The organism is Kitasatospora sp. NPDC093550, assembly GCF_044764985.1.
Classification (GTDB): Bacteria; Actinomycetota; Actinomycetes; order Streptomycetales; family Streptomycetaceae; genus Kitasatospora.
The window spans coordinates 299,280-322,159 of record NZ_JBIWJF010000004.1 but is presented as its reverse complement, the minus strand read 5'-3'; the positions used below and the strand labels follow the sequence as shown (position 1 = coordinate 322,159).

The 22,880-nt window shown below is 75.0% G+C and carries 17 protein-coding genes and 1 riboswitch; of the genes, 7 read left to right on the top strand and 10 right to left on the bottom strand.

The annotated features are described in order from the left end of the window. Window positions 1–127: 127 nt before the first annotated feature. Complete coding sequence (locus tag ACIRD3_RS08655; protein WP_402213304.1) at window positions 128–2,875, bottom strand: FtsX-like permease family protein; 2,748 nt, start codon at window positions 2,873–2,875, stop codon at window positions 128–130. Beyond that, window positions 2,872–3,672 carry an ABC transporter ATP-binding protein gene (locus ACIRD3_RS08650; protein ID WP_402213303.1) on the bottom strand — a complete coding sequence of 267 codons (801 nt, stop codon included), beginning with the start codon at window positions 3,670–3,672 and terminating at the stop codon, window positions 2,872–2,874. The genes ACIRD3_RS08655 and ACIRD3_RS08650 overlap by 4 nt, the downstream gene beginning before the upstream one ends. A gap of 190 nt (window positions 3,673–3,862) precedes the next feature. Further along, window positions 3,863–4,038: riboswitch (M-box (ykoK) riboswitch) on the top strand. A gap of 352 nt (window positions 4,039–4,390) precedes the next feature. Here ACIRD3_RS08650 and ACIRD3_RS08645 point away from each other — a divergent pair. The 3 genes from ACIRD3_RS08645 (at window position 4,391) to ACIRD3_RS08635 (ending at window position 7,661) form a co-directional block, all read left to right on the top strand. After that, a complete protein-coding gene (locus ACIRD3_RS08645; protein ID WP_402213301.1) occupies window positions 4,391–6,046 on the top strand; it encodes an NRAMP family divalent metal transporter in 1,656 nt (551 codons plus the stop codon). 103 nt (window positions 6,047–6,149) lie between these two features. Beyond that, the gene (locus ACIRD3_RS08640; protein ID WP_402213299.1) at window positions 6,150–6,884 is read left to right on the top strand and encodes an MgtC/SapB family protein; all 735 of its coding nucleotides are present in this window, start codon (window positions 6,150–6,152) and stop codon (window positions 6,882–6,884) included. Window positions 6,885–6,950: 66 nt separating this feature from the next. Then, window positions 6,951–7,661 carry a YoaK family protein gene (locus ACIRD3_RS08635; RefSeq protein WP_402213297.1) on the top strand — a complete coding sequence of 237 codons (711 nt, stop codon included), beginning with the start codon at window positions 6,951–6,953 and terminating at the stop codon, window positions 7,659–7,661. Window positions 7,662–7,706: 45 nt separating this feature from the next. Here the strand turns inward: ACIRD3_RS08635 and ACIRD3_RS08630 are convergent, their stop codons facing one another. From ACIRD3_RS08630 to ACIRD3_RS08620, 3 genes are all read right to left on the bottom strand, one after another. Next, window positions 7,707–8,363 (bottom strand): hypothetical protein, encoded by a 657-nt coding sequence (locus tag ACIRD3_RS08630; protein ID WP_402213295.1) that lies wholly within the window; start codon window positions 8,361–8,363, stop codon window positions 7,707–7,709. 411 nt (window positions 8,364–8,774) lie between these two features. Next, on the bottom strand, window positions 8,775–9,227 hold the full coding sequence (locus tag ACIRD3_RS08625) for an NUDIX hydrolase (RefSeq protein ID WP_402213293.1): 453 nt from the start codon (window positions 9,225–9,227) through the stop codon (window positions 8,775–8,777). Window positions 9,228–9,252: 25 nt separating this feature from the next. Further along, a complete protein-coding gene (locus tag ACIRD3_RS08620; protein WP_402213486.1) occupies window positions 9,253–10,743 on the bottom strand; it encodes an SDR family NAD(P)-dependent oxidoreductase in 1,491 nt (496 codons plus the stop codon). A 311-nt stretch (window positions 10,744–11,054) separates the two neighbouring features. Here ACIRD3_RS08620 and ACIRD3_RS08615 point away from each other — a divergent pair, with 311 nt between their 5' ends. Beyond that, window positions 11,055–12,494, top strand: a complete 1,440-nt coding sequence (locus ACIRD3_RS08615; protein WP_402213291.1) for a GuaB1 family IMP dehydrogenase-related protein — start codon at window positions 11,055–11,057, stop codon at window positions 12,492–12,494. Here ACIRD3_RS08615 and ACIRD3_RS08610 read toward each other — a convergent pair. The 3 genes from ACIRD3_RS08610 to ACIRD3_RS08600 form a co-directional block, all read right to left on the bottom strand. Continuing rightward, window positions 12,455–13,384: a DUF5995 family protein gene (locus ACIRD3_RS08610; protein WP_402213289.1), complete on the bottom strand. Its 930-nt coding sequence runs from the start codon at window positions 13,382–13,384 to the stop codon at window positions 12,455–12,457. The genes ACIRD3_RS08615 and ACIRD3_RS08610 overlap by 40 nt on opposite strands. 142 nt (window positions 13,385–13,526) lie before the next feature. After that, a complete protein-coding gene (locus tag ACIRD3_RS08605) occupies window positions 13,527–13,916 on the bottom strand; it encodes a DUF3224 domain-containing protein (protein WP_402213287.1) in 390 nt (129 codons plus the stop codon). Window positions 13,917–14,125: 209 nt separating this feature from the next. Then, entirely contained in the window at window positions 14,126–15,214 is a 1,089-nt protein-coding gene (locus ACIRD3_RS08600) for a PP2C family protein-serine/threonine phosphatase (RefSeq protein ID WP_402213285.1), read from the bottom strand. Window positions 15,215–15,470: 256 nt separating this feature from the next. Here ACIRD3_RS08600 and ACIRD3_RS08595 point away from each other — a divergent pair, with 256 nt between their 5' ends. The 3 genes from ACIRD3_RS08595 to ACIRD3_RS08585 all read left to right on the top strand — a co-directional run bounded on the left by ACIRD3_RS08595 (window position 15,471) and on the right by ACIRD3_RS08585 (window position 18,493). After that, window positions 15,471–16,475, top strand: a complete 1,005-nt coding sequence (locus ACIRD3_RS08595) for a pseudouridine synthase (RefSeq protein ID WP_402213283.1) — start codon at window positions 15,471–15,473, stop codon at window positions 16,473–16,475. 90 nt (window positions 16,476–16,565) lie between these two features. Continuing rightward, the gene (locus ACIRD3_RS08590) at window positions 16,566–17,429 is read left to right on the top strand and encodes an SDR family oxidoreductase (protein WP_402213281.1); all 864 of its coding nucleotides are present in this window, start codon (window positions 16,566–16,568) and stop codon (window positions 17,427–17,429) included. Further along, complete coding sequence (locus tag ACIRD3_RS08585; RefSeq protein ID WP_402213279.1) at window positions 17,426–18,493, top strand: S-adenosylmethionine:tRNA ribosyltransferase-isomerase; 1,068 nt, start codon at window positions 17,426–17,428, stop codon at window positions 18,491–18,493. Before ACIRD3_RS08590 ends, ACIRD3_RS08585 begins: the two co-directional genes overlap by 4 nt. Window positions 18,494–18,513: 20 nt before the next feature. Here the strand turns inward: ACIRD3_RS08585 and ACIRD3_RS08580 are convergent, their stop codons facing one another. Together ACIRD3_RS08580 and ACIRD3_RS08575 are read right to left on the bottom strand one after the other, a co-directional pair. Next, window positions 18,514–18,918, bottom strand: a complete 405-nt coding sequence (locus ACIRD3_RS08580; protein ID WP_402213277.1) for a nuclear transport factor 2 family protein — start codon at window positions 18,916–18,918, stop codon at window positions 18,514–18,516. Between the two features lie 114 nt (window positions 18,919–19,032). Further along, entirely contained in the window at window positions 19,033–22,758 is a 3,726-nt protein-coding gene (locus ACIRD3_RS08575; RefSeq protein ID WP_402213275.1) for a SpoIIE family protein phosphatase, read from the bottom strand. Window positions 22,759–22,880: the final 122 nt, after the last annotated feature.

The window sequence follows — 22,880 nt, the reverse complement described above, 5'->3', positions numbered from 1 at the left end:
GGTGCCCGGGTGGTGTCCGAGCGGTGTCATCCGGTGTTCAGGCGGTGAGTGGAGCGTGTGCACACGCTGATCGAAGCGGATCGCCCACCGCCGCGGTCACCGGGGGCGGCGCGCGGCGCCCCAGCCCTCAGGACAGCCGCCGCCCGAGCGGGATCCGGGTCCTGGTGAACAGCGCCGCGAGCAGCCCCGCCAGCACCGGCAGGGCCAGCACCACCAGCAGCAGCTCGCCCCACGGCGCGGTGATCAGGGCGGGCTTGGCCCCGAACCCGCTCGCCCGGGACTTCAGCAGCCCCACCGCCGGCACGAACCCGTTGGCCGCCCCGAGCAGCGCGCCCAGCAGGGCGATCAGCGCGCACTGCAGGCCCGCCATGGTCCGCCGGATCCGCGGCGGCGCGCCGACGGCGGCCAGGGTGGCCTGGTCCTGTCGGGAGTCGGCGGCCGCGAGGCCGGTGGCGATGCCGGCCGCGCCGAGCACGACCAGCCCGGCGAAGCCGCTGAGCGCCAGGGTGAGCGCGTCGCTCTTCGGCTGGTACCCGCGCTCGACCTCCAGCCGGGCGGCCCGGTCCAGCCGGATCGCGGCGGCCTCGGCGCGCTGCTGCGCCTTGCGGTCGGGCGGTGTGGCGGGCAGCCAGACCGAGCCGGTGGCCTGCTCGGAGAGCCCGAGGCGCGGCAGGGCGGAGGGCAGCACCATGCCCTGGGCGAAGTTCGCGGCGGTCGGGTCGTCGACCAGCAGCGCGTCGACCGGGACCTCCTGGACGTCGGGCTTGGGGATCTCGCCCGGCTGGACGGTGCCGCTGCCGCCGCGCAGCACCATGACGGCCTTCCCGTCCGCCCCGACCAGGGCGCGGTCGAAGACCAGCAGCTTCCCGGCGGCCAGCGCCTGCTCGACGGCGGGGTCGTGGATGCCGAACAGGTGGTGCAGCACGGTGGCGTCCCCGGTGGCCAGGTGCGGCGGGGCGCCGAGGCCGCGCGGGTTCACCGGTCCGGTGAGCGGCTTGAGCTGGACGGCGCTGGAGCAGTTGGCGCAGAACCGGTACAGCACCTCGCCGAGGTCGCCGCGCGGGCCAAGCCCGGTGAGCTCCTTCTCCAGGTCGGTGCGCAGCCGGTCGAGTCGGGGGCCTTCGCCGTGGCTGATCAGCTGTACGGCGCCGTACGGGGCCTGCGGCCGGTAGTCGCGCCGGTTCTCGGCGTCGGTGCTGGTGCTGTACACCCCGACGGCGACGGCGCCGGCCACCGCGGCCATCACCGCGGCGACCGCCGGGGCGGTGCGGGAGCGGTGCCGGGCGGAGTCGCGGAGGGCGAGCCGGGGCCCCAGCGGCAGCCGCCCGGCGGCCCGGCCGACGGCGGCGATCAGCATCGGGGTGCAGAGCAGCAGCCCGAGTTCGGCGGTCACCGAGCCGCCGAGCACGGTCAGCGTCCGGGTGTCGAAGCCGCCGACGCCCGGCTGGTCACGCTCGACGGCTCCGGCACCGTACATCGCGACCGCGCCGCCGAGGGCGACCAGCAGCAGGCCGAGCACGCTGACCGGGCGGCTGGGCCCGCGGACGGTGTCCCGGCCGGTGAGCCCGGCGGTGACGCTGCGGCGGGCGGCCTGCAGCGCGGGCAGCGCGGCCGCGAGCAGGGCGGTGACCAGGCCGATCCCGGCGATCGCGAGCAGGTCCAGCGGGGGCAGCGCGAAGTGTCCGAAGCGCGCCCCGCCGACGTGTTCGATCTGCGACCGGAGCAGGGCGACCAGCCCGGTGCCGAGCACCACGCCGACCAGCGCCCCGACCGCGCCGAGGACCAGGCCGCCGCCGAGCACCACCGCGCCGACGTGGGCGCGGCTTCCGCCGGCCGCGCCGAGCAGGGCGAGCTGGCGGCGCGAGCGGCGGGCGCCGACGGCGAAGGCGGGCCCGGCGAGCAGGGCGACCTCCAGCAGTGCCATGCCCGTGACGGTGGCCACCACGGCCCTGGTGCCGGTGCCGGCCGCCTGGTCGCCGAGGCGGTAGGCGTCGCGGTAGTAGGGGACGGCGGCGCGCGGCGGCGGGGCGAGCGCGACCGAGCGCGCGGTGAGCGTGAAGCCGTACGCGTTGAACTCCCGGACCTTGGCCCAGTCGAGTACGGCCCCCGCGGGGAGCCGGACCAGCCAGGCGGCGCGCTGGGTGGACGTCCGTTCGGCGGCGGGCCGGCCGGGCTCCGCGGCGGCCGCCATCGGGTCGAGCAACTCGCCCGGCCGGGCGACGAGTTCGACCCGTCCGAGCTCGTCCGGGTGCTCCACCACGCCGGTGACGGTGAAGGTGGTCCGCTCCAGGCCCTGCACGGTGGTGGTGCCGCCGAGCGCGAGGCCGGCGTGCTCCAGGAAGGCCCGGGTGGCGGCGATCTCGTGCGGGGCCGCCGGGGCGCGGCCCTCGACCAGGTCGATCCGGCCGCGCCAGATCGGGTCGCCGAGGTCGGCCTCGGTGGTGAGGGTGCGGACCACGCCCTCGGGCGAGGTCGCGCCGGTCTCCGGTCCGGGCCGGGCCGGGGTGAGCACGCTGCCGGGCGGCAGCAGGGAGCCGACCAGCGTCACCGGGTCGGTGCTCGCGGCCTTCTGCTGCTCGGCGGTCGGCTGCTGGTCCGGCCGGGAGTCGAGGGCGAAGGCGCCGTCCTCGGCGACCGGGGCCTGCTCGACGGTGCGGCCCGGGTTGAGCGCGGTGACCAGGGCGTCCGCGCCGCCGACCACCCGCTCCACCCGCTCGGCCGGGCTGAGCTGCCCGCTGCGGTGGACCACGTCGGCGCCGGTGACGCCGAGGACGGGCAGCGCGACCATGGCGGCGATCAGGGCGCTGCGGCCCTTGGCGCGCAGGGCGTCACGGCGGGCGATGCGCAGGGCGACCCGCCAGGCTCCGAGTTTCACCGCGTCACCTGCCCCGTCACGCCGGACCGGTGGACGGCCGCCGGGCAGCCGGCGGCGCGGCGGCCGGTGCTCTCCGCGGCGATCGCGCCGTCCCGCAGATGGACGATCCGGTCCGCCCAGGCGGCGTGCGAGGCCTCGTGGGTGACCATCATCGCGGCGGCCCCGGCGTCGCAGCGGGCGCGCAGCACTCCCAGCACGGCCTCGCCGGTGGCGGAGTCGAGCGCGCCGGTCGGCTCGTCGGCGAGCACCAGTCGCCGCTCGCCGATCAGCGCGCGGGCGATGGCGACGCGCTGCTGCTGCCCGCCGGACATGTCGTCGGGGAAGCGGTCGGCGAGTTCGCCGATGCCCAGTTCCTCCAGCGCGGCCAGCGCCTCGCGGCGGGCCCGGCGCCCCGGGACGCCGTCGAGTTCGCGCGGCAGGGCGATGTTCTCGGCGGCGGTCAGCGCCGGGATCAGGTTGTAGTCCTGGAAGACGTAGCCGACGGAGCGCCGCCGCAGGTCGGCGAGCTTGCCGCGGCCGAGGCCGCCGAGCGCGACCCCCTCCACCAGCACCTCGCCGTCGCTGGGCCGGTCCAGCCCGCCGGCCAGGGTCAGCAGGGTGGACTTCCCGGAGCCGGACGGTCCCATGACGGCGACGAACTCGCCCGGGTGGACGTCCAGGTCGATGCCGCGCAGGGCGTGCACCTCGGCGGCGCCGCGCCCGTGCACCCGGGTGACGGCGGCCAGGCGCAGGACGGGCGCGGGTCGGGCCGGATCGGTGTGGGACACACTTCCCCCTCGTGAGCTGCTCAACTGCATATGTCGGTGAACTATATATGCCGGGAGCGGATGATCAAGGCGGGTCGGTCGGGGGCGTGACGGATCGGTCGGCGAGGGGGGCGCCCGCGTCAAAGTTCTACAAAGCTGTCGAAGAAGAGCCGGAAACGTGCCCTGGGCCGTTCGAGTGGGGTCTATGCTTGGGGAGGTTCACGGCTCGGAGCCGTGAACGGAGGCACCTCGTTCGGTGAGGCGTCTTCACGGACACAGGCCACTGACCCGACGACGTCGAGAGACGCCCAGGTTCAGGACAGGTCTTCCCGGCTTAAGGGTTGACCCCAAGTGGCTTCCGGCCGACCGGTCGGACACGCCGTGGAGTGCCAAAGCTCTGACGAGTTGGGGTGTACCGGTCCCGTGCGGGCCGGTGTGCTCCGTGCCGTGTCGAGAAGCGGCGCACCGTCGGTGCGCCCCGGCCGGGAGGAGGCGAGAACCGTGGACTGCAGTAGTCCGGGCCACAGTTGCCCCTGCCCCCGCCTGCTCTCGATCACCTCCGGCACGCGGTAGAACCTCCCCTGCGATTCCACCAGGCGCTCCGTCCCGGCCCGACCGTGCCCGGACGCGAGTGATCTGACGCACCGTCATGCCCGTACGGCCGCCGTCGCCTGGCGCCGCCGTACGGTCCGGTGCCGTGCGCCCGCAGGGGGGTGCCGCCGCGTGCCCCCTGACGCCCCCTCAAGGAAGGGGGCAGGGAGGCCACGCCATGACCGACGTGACGCTGGACCCGAAGGTCCCCTCGATCCCCGCCGCCCGCAACGCCGTTCTCGACGACGCCCACGTGGGCGACATCAAGGGCGCGCTCGGCACCATCCGCCTCGACGACACCACCCCGCGCCACGGCCTCTCGGCCCGGCTGAAGACCCTGCTCGCGATCATCGGCCCCGGGCTGATCGTGATGGTCGGCGACAACGACGCCGGCGCGTTCTCGACGTACGGGCAGGCCGGGCAGAACTACGGCACCCACCTGCTCTGGACGCTGCTGATGCTGGTTCCGGTGCTGTACGTCAACCAGGAGATGGTGCTGCGCCTGGGCGCCGTCACCGGGGTCGGGCACGCGCGGCTGATCCTGGAGCGGTTCGGCAGGTTCTGGGGCGCCTTCAGCGTGATCGACCTGTTCCTGCTGAACGCGCTCACACTGGTGACGGAGTTCATCGGCGTCACCCTCGCGGCCGGCTACCTCGGGCTGCCCAAGGCGGCCGCAGTGGTGCTCGCGGCGGCGATCATCATCGCCTCCGCCTTCACCGGCTCGTTCCGGCGCTTCGAGCGGGTCGCGATCACGCTGTGCGCGGGCTCGCTGCTGCTGGTGCCGGTCTACCTCCTGGTCCACCCGAGGACCTCGCAGCTGGCCCACGACTTCGTGACCCCCACCATGCCCGGCGGCGCCGGGCAGCTCGCCGCCGTGATGCTGGTGATCATCTCCATCGTCGGCACCACCGTCGCCCCCTGGCAGCTGTTCTTCCAGCAGTCGTACGTCATCGACAAGCGGATCACCCCGCGCTTCCTGCGGTACGAGAAGGTCGACCTGTGGATCGGCATCGTCGTGGTCATCCTCGGCGCCGCGGCACTGATCGGCCTCACCGCGGCGGCCTTCGCGGGCACCGACGCCGCCGGAGGGTTCTCCGACGCCGGCGCGGTCGCCCGGGGCATCGAGGCCAAGGCCGGGCACCTCGCGGGCGTGCTCTTCGCGATCGCGCTGCTGGACGCCTCCGTCATCGGCGCGTTCGCCGTCTCGCTGTCCACCGCGTACGCGATCGGCGACGTCTTCGGCATCAAGCACTCGCTGCACCGGGGCGTGAAGGGCGCCAAGGGCTTCTACGCGGTCTACGCCGGCCTGGTGGTCGTGGCCGCCGCGATCACCCTGCTGTCCACCGACTCCACGCAGGGCCTGATGACCCAGTTCGTGCAGGTGCTGGCCGGGGTGCTGCTGCCCTCCGCGACGGTCTTCCTGCTGCTGCTGTGCAACGACCGGGCGGTGCTCGGCCCCTGGGTCAACGGGCCCAGGACCAACGCCTTCACCTCCGCGGTGGTGGGCGTCCTGGTGATGCTCTCGATGATCCTCACCGCGGCCGTCGTCTGGCCGGACATCAGCTCCGGGGCGATCCTGTGGATCATGACCGGTTGCGGCGTCGCGGCCGTCCTGGTCGCCGGGTACTCCTTCACCAGCGGCCGCACCGCCACCAAGGAGGACCCGGTCGACCGCACCGGCCGCGAGAACTGGCGGATGCCCCCGCTGGAGACCCTCGACAAGCCGGTGACGTCCACCACCCGCAAGATCGGCATGGGCGCCCTGCGCGCCTACCTGCTGGTCGCGATGACGATGGTCATCATCAAGGTCGTCCAGACCGCCCTGGGCCACTGACCCGCCGGTGCCCGCCGGTCCGCGCCGGTCCGCCCCAGGGCCCCGCGGCCCCGGGTCATCCGCATCCCCGTGAATCCGTGTCCTCCGTGAAGGAGGTGCCGTCGTGCACACCCTGACCACCGTCGAGTTCCTGGTCCGGCTCGCCACCGGCGTCGCCTGCGGCGCGCTGATCGGCGTCGAACGCCAGTGGCGGGCCCGCATGGCCGGCCTGCGCACCAACGCCCTGGTCGCCGCCGGCGCCACCCTGTTCGTCCTCTACAGCGAGGCGGTCGGCGACGCCGGCAGCCCCACCCGGGTCGCCTCCTACGTGGTCTCCGGCATCGGCTTCCTCGGCGGTGGCGTGATCCTCCGCGACGGCGCCGGCATCCGTGGCCTCAACACCGCCGCCACCCTGTGGTGTTCGGCCGCCGTCGGCGTGCTCGCCGCCTCCGGCAAGCTGGAGTTCGCCGTCCTCGGCACGCTCATGGTGCTCGGCGTCCACCTGGTGCTGCGCCCGGCCGGCCGGCTGCTCGACCGGGCCCCGCAGTCCGGCAGCGACCCGGACTCCACCAGCCGCGCCACCGTCCACCTGGAGTGCGACCGCACGTCCGAGACCCACATCCGGGCGCTGCTGCTCCAGGCCCTGGCCGGCTCCGGCCTCGCCCCCACCGGCCTGCGCGCCCGCCGCACCGAGCAGGGCGACGCCACCAGCCTGCGGGCCACCGTCGCGATCACCGGGCGGGTCGCCCCGGCCCTCGAACAGGTCGTCACCCGGCTGTCCCTGGAGCCGGGTGTCCGCGACCTGCACTGGCACCTCGACGACGAATCGGACGACCCGGGCAGCCCGGCGCTGGCCTGAGGACAGGGGGCCGGGGAGCCGACGTCGGGGAATGGACCGGGGAGTGGACCCCGGGAAGGAGAACGGATGAACCGTCACACCGACAGCCCGGGAGGCCCGATGCCGACGCCCGACCCCGAACACGGACCGCTGGTGCTGATGCTGCTGGTGCTGACCGTGGTCACCGGAGTGGTGGACGCGGTCAGCTACCTCGAACTCGGCCACGTGTTCGTCGCCAACATGACCGGCAACGTGGTGTTCCTCGGCTTCGCCCTGGGCGGCGCGGCCGACCTGTCCGCCACCGCCTCGCTCTCCGCCCTCGGCGCCTTCCTCCTGGGCGCCCTGGCAGGCGGCCACCTCGCCCGCCGCCTGCCCGGGCACCGGGGCCGGCTGCTCACCACCGCCGTCGGCGTCGAGGCGGTGCTCGTCGCGGGGGCCACCCTCCTGTCCGCGGTCGCCGGTCCCAGCTCCGACCCGGTTCGCCCCACCCTGATCGGAGTGCTGGGCTTCGCCATGGGCGGCCAGAACGCGGTGGTCCGCGCGCTGAAAGTGCCCGACCTCACCACCACCGTGCTCACCATGACGATCACCGCCCTCGCCGCCGACCGCACCGGCCACCGCCGTCTCGCGTCCGCGGTCTGGATGTTCGTCGGCGCCCTCCTCGGCGCGGTCCTGGTCCTGCACGCCGACGTCCCCACCGCCCTGGCGCTGGCCCTGGTCCTGCTCCTCGCCGTCGCCGCCCTCACCCACCACGCCGCCAAGGCCACCCCGGCCCCCTCCTGGACCCGCCCGCGCTGACCGGCACACCGGCACGGGCCGGCCCGCCGGTGCGTCAGGCGTCGCTCAGTCCTCGTGGCGGTGCCCGGCGCGGCCGCTCCAGAGCGGTTCGAGGCGGGCCCAGCTGTCGGTCCAGGTGGTCTCGGCGCGGCGGTCGAGCGCGTGGAGGCGCAGCCGGAGCGCGAGGGCCAGGAGGGCGAGCAGGGTGAGGAGGACGCCGAGGCCGGTGCAGGCCGCGGAGACGGCGAGGGCGCCGCGGTCGAGCGGGGGAGGGAAGGCGTTGCCGTCCCGGTCGGTCCAGACCGGGACGCTGCTGCCGGTGACGGTCCCGCGCAGGGCCTGGACGATGCCGGAGCGCGGGGTGCCGTCGGGGGCGGTCCAGGCGGCCGCGACGTCGATCCGGGTGCTGTAGCCGCCGGCGGAGCGGCTGCCGGTGGCGTCGGTGCGGTGCGGGCTGTCGAGGACCACGGCGTCGACCCGGTGCAGCCGTGCCCGGTCCCCGGACACCTGCGGCGCGGTGTGGCGGTAGAGGAGGTACGTGCCGCCCACCGAGAGGGCGACGGCGAGCGCCGCGCCGAGCGCGGCGAGCAGCCAGGCCCGGGCGCGGGCGCGGTCGAGGGGGCGGGCGAGCGGTTCGTGCCGGGCACCGAGGGCCCGCCGCAGCTGACGGCCGGTTCGCCGCGGGAGCGACGCGGGCCTGGCCGGGCGGGGTGTGCTGGACACGTGAGGGCTCCTCAGGGGTGTGGGGACACACGGCGATCGAGCCACCCCATTTCAACCCGCCGGCCACGCCCGCACAAGAGTGGTGCGCCCTCGTAGGACCGCCACGGCCGCCGGCCCTGGCCCCACGGCGTCCCGGCCCACCGCCAGGGCCGCTCGGTCCCGCGGTCGGGACGTTCGGCCCTCGGCAGCCGTGTCCCCACCGGGCAGGATGGGAATCGGCGGCGCCCCCCGTGCCTGGGCGCGGCCGTGGCCCGGTTCGACCGTGGGGGTGCCGGGCCGAGGTACGGGCAGGGGGCGGCCGTGGGGCCGCCCCCTGCTTTGCCGTGCGTCCGTGCTTTGCCGTGCGTCCGTGCTTTCGTGCGTCCGTGCTTTCCCGCGCGTCCGCCGTGCTCGCGCGTCCGTCGCCGGCCCTCAGCGGGTGACGGAGTACCCGTGCGTCCCGGTCCGCCGAACGTCGTCCAGCCCGGGCAGCCAGCTGCCGAGGACCAGGGCGGACGGGTAGAACATCGGCTCCGGCAGCTCGTGCACCGCGAAGCGCTCCCAACCGGCGCAGGCGTGCGGCTCGGTGACCACCGCCTCGGCCACGCTGGGCGGGGCGAGCACGGCGGCGGTCAGCCGCGGCCGGCCGAGTTCGTGGTCGAGGTGGACGGCGAGCACCCGCATCCCGGCGGCCGGCAGCACGATGCCGGTCTCCTCGGCGAGTTCGCGGGCCGCGGTCTGCTCGAAGGACTCGCCGAGGTCCACCTTGCCGCCGGGCAGGCTCCAGGTCGGCGGCTCGCCGGCCGTGGTGCGCCGGCCGATCAGCACCCGGCCGTCCCCGGTGGGCACGATGATCCCGGCGCCGAGCAGCGGTGCGGTCGTCACTTCGCCGTCATCTCCTTCACGGAGCTCACCAGTTGGCGCGCTCGTAGTCCTTGAGGAAGCAGCCGTACAGGTCCTCGCCCCGCTCGCCGCGCACGATCGGGTCGTACACCCGGGCCGCGCCGTCGACCAGGTCGAGCGGGGCGTGGAAGCCCTCGTCGGCCAGGCGCATCTTGTCCGGGTGCGGCCGCTCGTCGGTGATCCAGCCGGTGTCGACGGCGGTCATCAGGATGCCGTCGGTCTGGAACATCTCCTGCGCGCTGGTGCGGGTGAGCATGTTGAGCGCGGCCTTGGCCATGTTGGTGTGCGGGTGGCCGGCGCCCTTGTAGCCGCGGGAGAACACGCCCTCCATCGCGGAGACGTTGACCACGTACTTGCGGCGGGAGGAGGAGGCGGCCATCGCCGGGCGCAGCCGGCTGATCAGGATGAACGGCGCGGTGGAGTTGCAGAGCTGCACCTCCAGCAGCTCCATCGGGCCGACCTCCGAGACGGTCTGCACCCAGCTGTTGGTGTCGGCGAGGTCGGGCACCAGGCCGCCGGCGTCGATCGCGGTGCCGGCCGCGATCCGGGCGGGCGTGGCGGAGCCGGTGACCAGGGCGAGCGAGGTGACGTCCTCGGCGGCCAGCCGCTGCTCCTCGCCGCCCGTCGCCTGGTGGGGGAGGGCGGGGAGGTCGACGCTGCCGCTGCCGAAGCGGCCGATGGTGGTGGCCTGCGGCAGTTCGCCGGCCGGCAGCGGGGCGGACTCGGCGTTGACCAGCTCGCGGTAGGACTCGGCCGGCCGGCGCACGGTCTGCGCGGCGTTGTTGATCAGGATGTCCAGCGGGCCGTCGGCGGCGACCTCGTCGGCGAGGGCCATGACCTGGGCCGGGTCGCGCAGGTCGATGCCGATGATCTTGAGGCGGTGGATCCACTCGGCGCTGTCCGGCATCGCCTTGAAGCGGCGGATCGCGTCGTTGGGGAAGCGGGTGGTGATGGTGGTGTGGGCGCCGTCGCGCAGCAGCATCAGCGCGATGTACATCCCGATCTTGGCCCGGCCGCCGGTGAGCAGCGCGCGCTTGCCGGTGAGGTCGGCGCGGGCGTCCCGGCGGGCGCGGTTCTTGACGGCGCAGTCCTGGCAGAGGTTGTGGTAGAAGGCGTCGACCTCGACGTACCGCTGCTTGCAGGTGTAGCAGGAGCGCGGGCGCTCCAGGATCCCGGCGATCTCGGTGGTGGTGACGGTGGTCAGGCCGAAGGCGCCGGCCGTCTCGTCGTCGATCCGGGTGGGCGCGCCGGTGGCGGTGCGGGCGGTGACCGCGCGGTCGTTGGCGGTCTTGCGGGCCCGGGTCTCCTGGCGGCGGCGCTGCTTGAGCGTGCGGAATATGCCGCCGACGGCCTGCCGGACGGTGATCGCGTCCGGGTGGTCGACGTGCAGCCCGTCGAGCTCGGCGAGCACGTCCAGACAGAGCTTCAGCCGCTCGGGGTCGAGGCCGGGACCGTAGTCGATCTCCTCCTCGCCGCCGTCGACCTGCTCCTGCCGGATGTCCGTCTGCCCGATGCCCACGCCTGCTGCCGCTTCCGTTCGCCACGCCGATTACCGCGTGAATGCTACGGGAGTGGTCCCTACCGGGGCGAAAAGCGGACGTCAGAGAGGTCCTTTGGATGATCCTCCATGTCTACGCGCGGAGTTTTGATCACCGTTTGTGCACAGCCCCAGCAATGCTCCCCGAACTGGCTTTTGCCCCCGTCCTCACGGAGAATCGAACGTTGGGTGCCGGGCGCCCGAGTGCGCCCCGGCGGCATCGCCGCACCGCACCCGAGGTGTAATTTCTCCCAGCCAGAGAGCCCCCCTTCATGCGCTTCCTGAACGACCTCAAGCCCTCGTACGACCTCACGTACGACGACGTCTTCATGGTCCCCAGCCGTTCCGCCGTGGGCTCCCGGCAGGGCGTGGACCTCTCCTCGAACGACGGCACCGGCACCACCATCCCGCTGGTCGTGGCCAACATGACCGCCATCGCCGGCCGCCGGATGGCCGAGACCGTCGCCCGCCGCGGCGGCCTGGTCGCCATCCCGCAGGACATCCCCACCGAGGTCATCGCCGAGGTCATCTCCTGGGTCAAGCGGCGCCACCTGGTCTTCGACACCCCGATCACCCTCGCCCCGGGCGCCACCGTCGCCGAGGCGCTCTCGCTGCTGCCCAAGCGCGCGCACGGCGCCCTCGTGGTCGTGGAGGACGGCAGGCCGGTCGGCGTGGTCAGCGACTCCGACTGCCAGGGCGTGGACCGCTTCACCAGCCTCGCCGACATCATGTCCCGCGACCTGCTGCTGCTGGACGAGGACGTCGAGCCCCGCGACGCCTTCGACAAGCTGGCCGGCGCGCACCGCAAGCTCGCCCCGGTGGTCGACGGCGAGGGCCGCCTGGTCGGCATCCTCACCCGCAAGGCCGCGCTGCGCGCCACCCTGTACACCCCCGCCGTGGACGCGAACGGCAAGCTGCGGATCGCCGCCACGGTCGGCATCAACGGCGACGTCGCGGGCAAGGCCAAGGCCCTGATCGAGGCCGGCGCCGACGTGCTCGTGGTGGACACCGCGCACGGCCACCAGGAGTCCATGATCAGCGCGCTGCGCGCGGTGCGCGGCCTGGACCCGCAGATCCCGATCGTGGCCGGCAACGTGGTCTCCGCCGCCGGTGTCCGCGACCTGGTCGAGGCGGGCGCCGACATCCTCAAGGTCGGTGTCGGCCCGGGCGCCATGTGCACCACCCGGATGATGACCGGCGTCGGCCGGCCGCAGTTCTCCGCCGTCCTGGAGTGCGCCGCCGAGGCGCGCCGGCTCGGCAAGCACGTGTGGGCCGACGGCGGCGTGCGGCACCCGCGCGACGTGGCGATGGCGCTGGCCGCCGGCGCCTCCAACGTCATGATCGGCTCCTGGTTCGCCGGGACCTACGAGTCCCCGGGCGACCTGCAGACCGCCGCCGACGGCCGCCAGTACAAGGAGAGCTTCGGCATGGCCTCCGCCCGTGCCGTCAGCAACCGCACCGCCCAGGACTCCACCTACGACCGGGCCCGCAAGGCGCTGTTCGAGGAGGGCATCTCGCACTCCCGGATGTTCCTCGACCCGGCCCGCCCGGGCGTCGAGGACCTGATCGACTCGATCATCGCGGGCGTGCGCAGCTCCTGCACCTACGCGGGTGCCAGCAGCCTGGAGGAGTTCCACGAGAAGGCGATCGTGGGCATCCAGAGCGCGGCCGGCTACGCCGAGGGCAAGCCGCTGCACTCCAGCTGGGCCTGATCGTCCCTGCCCGCCCCGTCGGGCGTCCCGGCGGATCCACCGGCCGGCCGGTTCCTCGCCTCGGGGAGCCGGCCGGCCGGCGCCGTACCGGGGCCCGGGCTGCCGCCCGCACCGTCGCACGGTTCGCCGCTCGGCCCGTCGTCAGGCTCGCCGAGCGGTCCGACCGGTTGGAGCGTTCCGGCCGGTTCGAGCGGGAGCAGCAGCGCGCGGCCGAGCAGGCCGACCGAACCGTCCAGTACGGCGGCGAAGGCCCGGGCGGCGTTCGGCAGGTGCCGCAGCTCCCAGAGCGCCCCGACGGCGCTCCACGCCTCCTCGCGGGCGGCGCCGACCGACCAGGCGCCGACCAGGTGGGTGAGCGGCTCGGCGTGCTCCAGCAGGTCGGGCCCGGGCATCAACCGCTCCCGGACGGCCCGCTCCACCCCGGCCAGCAGCCCGTTGACCCGGTGGTAGTCCCGCTCGACGTCGGCGGGCTCGCAGCCCCGGCGGCGGCAGGTGTCCACGACGGCCAGCGGCAGGTCGTGCTGGATGTGGGCGTTCATCCCGGCCAGGGCGAACTGCAGCGGGTGCACGCCCGGGTGGGCGCGCAGCGCGAACAGCGGCCGCCAGCAGGCGGGCGGCTCCTGCCCGGCCGCATCGGCGGCGACGGCCCGCAGGTACCGCCCGGCGAACACCACGTCCAGCTCGGCCATGGCCCGTGGGTCGGCGAAGTACCCGACGCCGAGCCGGTCGCGGACCGCCTCGGTGACGTCGAGGTAGAGCCGGTTGAAGACCGCCACCCCGTCGGCCGGGGGCAGCCCCGCCCCGATCTCCCGCAGCCGGACGACCACCTCCTCGACCGTGATCGGGGCCGGGACCGCCGTCGTCGTACGATCCACCGCTGTGCCGGGCATGCGCCACCCTCCGATGTCGATCGTGCACTGATCGCATCATCGTGACAGTGCTACCGAGCCCGCGGCGGGTGCGGCGCGCGGCGAGGTGGGGCGGGCGCGGCGAGGCGGGGTGGCGCTCGGTGATGTGCGCAGGCGCCGGCCGTCAGCCCAGCTCGTACTCCAGGACGAAGGTGTGGGCGCCGGACTCGTCCACGGTCAGGTGGAACTCCCCGGTGATCCCGGCCAGCTCGCCCGCCCCCGTGCCCGGCACCACGCGTATCGTCGTACCGGTGGTGTCCCAGGCCGCGTGCTGCAGCACGAACGAGCCCTTCCGGCCGTCCAGTTCACCCGTGACGTGCTCCACCGCGACGTACGAGGCCGGGGCGCCGGACGGGCCGCCGACGGAGAGCATCCGCACCTCGCTGGTCCCGCTGAGCGCGCCGGTGAAGGTCTTGGCGATCCGGATCCGCCCGAAGGCCGCGCCCTCCCGCTCCTCCGTCTCCACCGGCTCGAACGCCGCCAGCTCGAACGATCCCTCGGCCTTGAACCCCATGGCGCTGTCCCCTCGTCGATCGTCGGTCGCCGGGCACGCGTCGGTCGTGCCCGGTCGTGTCCCGGTCGTGGTCCGGCGGTGGGCTCCCCGTCCACCGTGCACCGAGCCTGGCACACGGCACTGACAATCGAGCCCGAGCCGCCCGAGCCGCCCGAGTCCGCATCGGAGCCCCCGCCCGACAGCCGCCGCAGCCCCGCGGGCCGGGCCCGTCACGGCTCCCAGCGCACCGCCAGCACCGCCGCGTCGTCCGCCAACCCGGCGTCCCCGACCCAGCCGTCGGTGTCCGCCAGCAGCGCGTCCAGCAGGTCCGCCGGGCTCCCGCCGTGCAGGGCGGGCAGCCGCTCCGCCAGCGGGTAGAACCGGCCCTCGCCGTCCCGGGCCTCCGAGACGCCGTCGGTGTGCAGGAGCAGCAGATCGCCGGGTTCCGGGTCGAAGCACCGCGCCCGGTACTCGTCGCCGGTGAGCCCCCGCAGCCCCAGCGGCGGCGCCGGGAACGGCGGCTCCAGCTCGCTCACCCGGCCCGCCCGGCGCAGCAGCGGCGGCGGGTGGCCGCAGTTCACGACCTTCACCGGCCCCCGGTCCGGCGCGACGTCCAGCAGGACGGCGGTGGCGAAGCGGTCCGCGTCCGGCCGGGCGGTGAGCGCCGCGTCCAGTCGCTCGGCCAGCCGCCCGGGATCGGGCTCGGTCCGCGCCGCCTCGCGGAACACCCCGAGGACGTCGGCCGCCGTCTCCACCGCCGGGAGCCCGTGCCCCTGGACGTCCGCCAGCAGGATCCGCACCCCGAACCGGGTCTCCATCACGGCGTAGAGGTCCCCGCCGATCCGGGCCTCGGCCGCCGCCGCGACGTAGCGCACCGCCACCCGCAGCGGCCCGATCCGCTCGGGCGGCGGCCGCAGCAGGGCGCGCTGCGCCGCCTCGGCCACCGTCCGGACCTGGAACAGTTCCCGTTCGCGGGCGGCCACCAGGACCACGCTCGCCGCGCTGGCCAGGGTCGAGGCCAGCACGGTGACCGGCACGCTGATCCGGACGGAGAGCGGCAGCTGCGCGTTGGTCGACTCCAGCAGCCCGACCGCGAGCAGCGCCGCCGCGCCGACCAGCAGCGGCACCCGGGCCTGCCGGGTGGTCGCCCCGGCGAGGACGGGGGCCACCGCGAGCAGCGGCGACAGGGTGGTCCCGGGGCCGAGGGCCAGGGCGGCCACCACGGCGGCGACCAGCAGCAGGAGCGAGCCGTACAGCAGGGTCCGGGTCCGTCGGGGCAGGTGCAGCGGTGGCACCCCGTCCGGGCCGTGGGCGGTCACGCGTCCTCCAGTGGTGCGTCGGCTGGGTCCGACCGGGCCCGGGACGGGGTGCCGCCGGACGGTCGGCGGCCCCCGGCTGAGCGAGGGCCACCGGTCCACTCTCCCCGCACTGCCCCCGGTCAGCACCTCGGCCGGGTCCCGGGCGCCCGCCCCGGCGGGTTCCGGCCCGCGGCCGGAGCCGCCCTCGCGGCCGCCGGCGGGGCCCGCCGTCCCGGCGTCCGGCCCGGGGCCGGCGCGCACTACGCTGGGGCGGGAGATGAGACGCAAGAGCCGCCGCCCGACCTCCCCCCTCCCGCAGCGCCACGGCGTGGCCCCGGTGCACCTCCGGCTGCCGCCGGAGGGCCCCTGGCCGACCGTGCGGGACCACCTGGTCGACCGGCTGCCCGCCGTCCCGGCCGAGCGGATCGACGCGGCGCTGCGCGACGGCGAGATCGTCGGCGAGCACGGCCCGCTCGCCCCGGACGAACCGTTCCGCCCCGGCGCCCACCTGTGGTTCCACCGCGACCTCCCGGCGGAGGTGCCGGTCCCGTTCGAGCTGGTCGTGCTGCACCGCGACGAGCACCTGGTGGTCGTCGACAAGCCGCACTTCCTCGCCACCACCCCGCGCGGCAAGCACGTCACGGAGACCGCGCTCTCCCGGCTGCGGCACACCCTCGACCTGCCCGCGCTCAGCCCCGCGCACCGCCTGGACCGGCTCACCGCGGGCCTGGCCATGTTCGTCGTCCGCCCGGAGGACCGCGGCGCCTACCAGACGCTGTTCCGCGACCGCCTGGTGCGCAAGGAGTACCAGGCGGTCGCCGTGTACGACCCCGAGCTGGACCTGCCGCGCACCGTGCGCAGCCACATCGTCAAGGAGCGCGGGGTGATCGCCGCCCAGGAGATCGACGCGCCGCCGAACAGCGAGAGCCGGATCGACCTGCTGGAGCGCCGCGACGGTCTCGGCCGCTACCGGCTGCGCCCGCTGAGCGGACGCACCCACCAGCTGCGGCTGCACATGAGCGGCCTCGGACTGCCGATCCTCGGCGACCCGGTGTACCCGGTCGTGCTGCCCGAGCCGGCCCCGGACGACTTCCGCCGCCCGCTGCAACTGCTCGCCTCGACGGTCGAGTTCACCGACCCGCTGACCGGCCGCGAACGCCGCTTCGAGAGCCGCCGCACGCTGGCCGCCTGGACCGACCCGCAGGCCTGGTCCGAGGGCCGCCCGGAGGACGCCCGCGCCGGGTCCCAGCCGGATCCCGGCCAGGTCCCAGCCGGGTCCTAGGACGGCCCTCGGACCTAGAGCGAACGTCCCACCCGGTCCCGGTCCCGGCGACCGATCCGCCGCCCGCCCCGGCGGCGCGATGGTTGCGGCATGAACGCAGCACAGCGCACCGCCGCACCCCAGGCCGCACCGCAGTCCGCCGCGCCGAACGCCGACCAGCCGTACACCGCTCCCGTGGCCCTGGTCACCGGCGCCTCCCGGGGCCTCGGTCTGGCCCTGGCCCACGCCCTCGCCGCCGACGGCTGGCAGCTGGTGATCACCGCCCGGGGCGCGGCCGAACTCGCCGCCGCCGAGGCGGACCTGGCCGCCGTCACCAAGGTCGTCGCGCTGCCCGGGAGCATCGTCGACGACGACCACCGCGCCCGCCTGGCCGAGGCCGCCGCGCAGCTCGGCGGCGCGAGCCTGCTGGTCAACAACGCCGGCACGCTCAACGGCGCGCCCGCCCCCGGAGCCGAGCCGCTGCCCCGGCTGGCCGACTACCCGCTGCCGGACCTGCTGGAGACCTTCGAGGTCAACGCGCTCGCCCCGATCGCCCTGACCCAGCTCGTCCTGCCCCAGCTGCGCGGCCACGCCGGCGCGATCCTCAACATCAGCTCCGACGCCGCCGTCGAGGCCTACGTCGGCTGGGGCGGCTACGGCGCCAGCAAGGCCGCGCTCGACCTGGCCACCGCCGTACTCGCCCGGGAGGAACCCGAGTTGCGGGTCTGGGCGGTCGACCCGGGCAGCATGCGCACCCGGATGCTCCAGGAGGCCAGCCCGGGTGAGGACATCTCCGGCGAGCCGCTGCCGGAGGACGTCGCGCCGGTCCTGCTCGGCCTGCTCCGCGGCCACCACGGCGACGGTGACAGTGACGGCGACGGTGACGGCCTCCGCGCCCCGTCCGGCCGCTACCGGGCCGAGGACCTGCCCGCCCCGGTCCCCACCACCCCCGCCGCCGAGCGGGGCGGGCGATGACCACACCGACCGACCTCGGCCTCGACCTCACCGTGCCGGCCGAACTCTCCGCCCGCGCACCGGCGGAGGCGCGCGGCACCGCCCGCGACGGGGTCCGGATGCTGGTCGGCCGGCGCGCCACCGGCGAGGTCGCGCACCACCGTTTCACCGACCTGCCCGGGGTGCTGCGCCCGGGGGACCTGCTGGTGGTCAACAACTCGGCCACCCTCCCCGCCGCGCTGCCCGGTCGGCTGCCCGACGGCACACCCGTCGCACTGCACCTCTCCTCCGCCCAGCCCGACCGGCACGGCACCCACCTGATCGAGCTGCGCCGGGTGGTGCCCGGACAGGCGGCGGCGTACTACCCGCCGCAGGAGTCCCCGGCCCGCCCGGGCCTGCCGGTCGCCCTGCCCGCCGACGGCACGGCGGTGCTGACCCGGGCCTTCACCGCCCGCCTCTGGTACGCCGAACTCGACCTGCCCACGGCGCTGTTGCCCTACCTTGAGCGGCACGGCCGGGCGATCCGGTACGGCTACGTGGACCGCGAGTGGCCCGTCGAGGCCTACCAGACGGTCTTCGCGACCGTTCCCGGCAGCAGTGAAATGCCCAGTGCCGCCCGGCCGTTCAGCGCCGATGTACTGGCCCGGCTGGCCGGCCGGGGCGTGCTCGTCGCCCCGGTCACCCTGCACACCGGGGTGGCCTCCCCGGAGGCGCACGAGGCCCCGTACGCCGAACGCTTCCACGTCCCCGCCGCCACCGCCCGGCTGGCCGGGCACGTCCGGGCCGGCGGCGGCCGGGTGATCGCCGTCGGCACCACCGTGGTCCGCGCCCTGGAGTCCGCCGCCGCGCCGGACGGCACCCTCCAGGAGGCCGACGGCTGGACGGAGTTGGTGATCACCCCCGGGCGCGGCGTTCGTGCCGTCGACGGCCTGCTCACCGGCTGGCACGAGCCCCGCGCCTCCCACCTGCTGATGCTCGCCGCCGTCGCCGGCCGCCCGCTGCTCACCTCCTGCTACCGTGCCGCCGTCGAACACCGTTACCTCTGGCACGAGTTCGGCGACGTCAACCTCCTGCTGCCGGACTGAGCGCCGACCCCGGCCGGTGCTCAGGCCAGCAGGGTGCGGGCGACGTGGTCGGTGTCGAGGTACTCCCGGACGGCGGTGATGAGCCCGTTCTCGACGGTGAAGACGCCCAGGCAGTGGTTCTCGTACGGTCGGCCGTTGGCGGCCGTGCCGACGGTGGTCCACTCGGCGACCGCCTGGGGGCCGTCGGCGAGCACGTGGGTGAGGGTGATGGCGGGCAGGCCGTCGGCGGCGAACAGGGTGCCGACCTGGCCGAGGAAGTCGCCGAAGATCTCCTGCTTGCCGCGCCAGGTGCGGGAGAGGGCGAGCGTGCCGGGGTAGGTCCAGGTGGCGTCCTCCGCGAACAGGGCGATCGCGGCGTCGCGTTCGCCCGCCGCGAGGAGGTTGACGTAGTCGGTGACCACGGTGCGGGCGTCGGGCTGCGGCATGGTGGGGCTCCTCTGGTCCGTCCGGTCGGGGCTGTCCCGCCGTGGCACCAGGTAACCGCCGGGGCGGGCCGCCGGGCCAACAACCGGGCCGGCGGACCGACAACCACGGGTTGTTCACACAGGCGGGGAGGCCCCCGGCGGCAGCTCCAGCTCGAACCAGACCACCTTGCCGTCCGCGGTCCGCCGGCTGCCCCAGCGGTGCGCGAGCTCGTTGACCAGGTGGATGCCCCGGCCGCCCTCGTCCTCGGTCCTGGCACGGCGGATCCGGGGCGCCTGGGCCTCCTGGTCGGCGACCTCGACGGTGAGCACCCGGTTGCAGAACAGCCGTAGCTGGGTCGGGGACCCGGCGTGCACCAGGGCGTTGGTGATCAGCTCGCTGGTGAGCAGTTCGGCCCAGTCGGCCAGCGCGCCGAGCCCCCAGGAGCCCAGCGTCTCGCGGGTGAAGCGACGCGAGTGGGCGACCATCGCGTGGTCGCCGGTGAGCGGCAGGGTGGCGATCCGGTCGGCGCCGTGCGGGCGGACCTGCGCCATGATGACGGCGATGTCGTCCTCGCTGGTGCGGCCGGTGAGGCGGGCCAGGACGGCGTCGCAGGTCTGCTCCAGCGACTGGTGCCGGTCGGCGATCGTGCGGCACAGCAGGTGCAGTCCCTCGTCCAGGTCGCGGCCCCGGCGCTCGACCAGCCCGTCGGTGTAGAGGGTCAGGATGCCCTCCTCGGGGAGGGTGAACTCGGTGCTCTCGAACGGGACTCCGCCGACGCCGAGCGGGGCGCCGGTCGGCAGCTCCACCAGGTGCGCCCGCCCCTCGGTGTCGGCGACCACGGGCGGCAGGTGTCCGGCGCTGGCCGCGGTGCAGCGGCGGTCCACCGGGTCGTACACCACGCAGACGCAGGTGGCGAACTGGCCCTCGCCGACGGCGGTGGTGGCCTCGTCCAGCCGGTACAGCACCCGCGCCGGGTCCAGGTCCAGGGTGATCAACGTGCGGGCCGCCGTCCGGAGTTGTCCCATCGTGGCTGCGGCCCGGATGCCGTGGCCCATCACGTCGCCTACGATCAGGGCGACCCTCCCCGAGGACAGCGGGACCACGTCGAACCAGTCGCCGCCGACCTCGCTGACCACGCTGCTGGGCAGGTAGCGGTAGGCGATCTCCAGGCCGAGGGTGCGGTGCACCTCCTGCGGCAGCAGGCTGCGCTGCAGCATCAGCGCGGTGTCCCGCTCGCGGCGGTAGAGCCGCCCGTTGTCGATCGCGAGCGCGGTGCGGGCGGCCAGCTCCTCGGCGAGCGAGCGGTCCGCCGGGCCGAACGGCAGCGGGTTGCGGGTGCGGACGAACTCCGCGCCGCCCAGCACGTGTCCGCGCGCCACCAGCGGCACCATCAGGTAGGAGTGCACCCCGGCCTCCAGCCCCGGCTGCACCCGGTCGGGGGAGGCGACGATCCGGCGCAGCTCCTCCTCGGTCACGTGCGACACCAGGATGGAGCGCCGGGTGCGCAGGCTCTGCGCGTACAGCTGGGCGGACTGCGCGGTCTCGCCGACCTGGTCGGCGGCGTTGGTCAGGCTGTCGTCCGAGGCGGTGTCACCGACCGCCACCGCCCGCATCAGCACCCGGCCCTCGGGCGGGACGGGCCCGGGCTCCTCGCCACTGAGCACGGCGTCGCGCAGGTCCACGGTGACGAAGTCGGCGAAGCGGGGGAGCACCACGTCCACCAACTCCTGGGCGGTGCGGTGCAGATCGAGCGTGGTGCCGATCCGGTTGCTGGCCTCGTTCAGCAGCGACAGCCGCTGCTGGGCGGCCCAGGCCTCGTCCAGCGCCCGCTGCCGGGCGGCGGCCGCGTCGCGCTCCCGGGTGAACAGCAGCGCGTTGTCGATCGAGACGGCGGCCCGCACCGCCAACTCCCCGGCCAGCGCGACGTCCTCGTCCTCGTACGGGCGCTCGACGAGCGTCCGGTAGAAGCCCGCGACGCCGACCGGGGTGCCGCGCGCGATCAGCGGGACCACCATGAACGAGCGCACGTTCTGCGCCCGGACGGCGGCGGTGCGCACCGGGTCGTCGGCGAACCAGGACATGCCCTGCTCGTCCATCCGCGGCACCAGCACCGGTTTGCGGTGCGCCAGGCTCCACGCGTACGGCGAACCCGGCTGGAAGCGGTGCACGTTGCCGGTGCGGGCGATCGGCTCCATGGTCGAGCCGTGCACCGAGTGGAAGGCCATCCGGCGCAGCAGGGCCGAGCCGTCGGCCGGCGCCCGTACCTCGCGCTCGCCGCGGACCAGCTCCTCCAGCACCTCCACCACCACCGTGTCGGCCAGTCTGGGTGTCGCCACCTCGGCCAACTCCTGGGCGGTCTGGGCGAGATCGAGCGTGGTGCCGATCCTGGTGGAGGCCACGTTGACCAGGGCCAGGCGCTCCTGCGCCGCCTTGGCCTCGCGCAGAGCCTGCTGGCGGGCCAGCACCGTCTGGTGCTGGCGCAGGTACAGCCGGGCGTTGTCGATGGCGACGGCGGCGCGCGAGGCCAGCTCGTCGCCCAGCGTGATGTCGGCCTCGGCGAAGGACTCGCGCTCGCCGCGCCGCGAGTACACCACCATGCCGAGCGTGGTGCCGCGCGCCACCAGCGGGGTGATCCGCACCGAACGCGGCCGGTCGCCGAGGTAGGCCTGGCGGCGGCTCTCGTTGAGCCCCTCGCTCAGCATCGGCAGCTCCCAGGACGGGGTGACCACCGTCCGCCCGGTGCTCAGCGCGCGGGCGTACGGGGAGTCCGGCGGCAGCTCGTACACGGCGTCCACCGGCAGCGCTTCGGACGGGTAGAGCGGGTCGGCGGTGACCAGCGCCAGGCGGCGCACCAGTTGTGCTTCGTCCGGCGCGGGCGGCTCGACGTTCCGGCCGGCCACCAGGGCCTCCAGCGCGAACACCCCGCTGATGTCGGCGACCCGGGGCACCATCGCGTCGGCCAGTTCCCGGGCGGTCTGCCGCAGGTCGAGCGTGGTGCCGATGGAGGCGGTCGCGTCGACCAGCAGGGAGAGCCGTTCCTGGGCGCGGGCCGCCCGGGCGTCGGCCCGGAACCGCTCGGTGATGTCGATGACGGTCGAACTCACCCCGAGCACCCGCCCGCCCGGGTCCTCCAGCCGGAAGTACGAGGCGGACCAGGCGTGGTCGTGCTGCGGGTCGCTCGGGGTGCGGCCGTGCGAGCGGGTGTCCACCACCGGCTCGCCGCTCTCCAGCACCCGGCGCATCACCGCCTCGGCCTCGGCGCCGTTGATCCCGGGCAGCACCTCGGTGAGCCGGTGGCCCAGGTGCTGGTCGGCGGTCAGGCCGTTGACCCGGGCCAACGCCTCGTTCAGCCGGACGAAGCGCAGCTCGGTGTCGTACACCGCCATGCCGACCGGTGACTGGGTGAAGAACCCGTCCAGGACGGCCAGGTCCGCCTGGATCCGGCGCAGCGTGGTCACCTCGGAGGCCACGGCCAGCACCAGCGGTTCACCGCCGGGCCCACGGATCGGGTGGGTGCGGAACTCCAGGTTCACCAGGTGCCCGTCGCGGTGGCGCACCGGGAACACGCCCGTCCAGGACCGGCCCGCGAGGATCCGCTGGAACAGCTGCAGCACCTCGGGGCGCTGCTGGTCGCTGGCCAGCAGCTTGGCCGCCTTCGCTCCGACCGCCTCTTCCACCGGGTGACCGAGCAGTGCCTCCGCGTCACTGCTCCAGTGCAGGATCCGCCCGTCGGCCGCGATCAGCGCCGTCGCGATCGGCACCATCAGCAGGGCGTCCTGCTGCGGCTCCCCCTCGCGCTGTTCGTCGTGGTTCACCATGGCCAGAGAACCGTCCCAGAACCGTCCGGAGATCGTTCCCACCAGCCCTGCCATCTTCGCACGCGGCCCCGGGAGGCCGCTCACCGTGGCAGCGGGCGCCCGGCGGTCGTCGATCCGGCTGCCGGGCGGCCAGGACGGGCGCGTGCACCGTGACCACCGGCGCC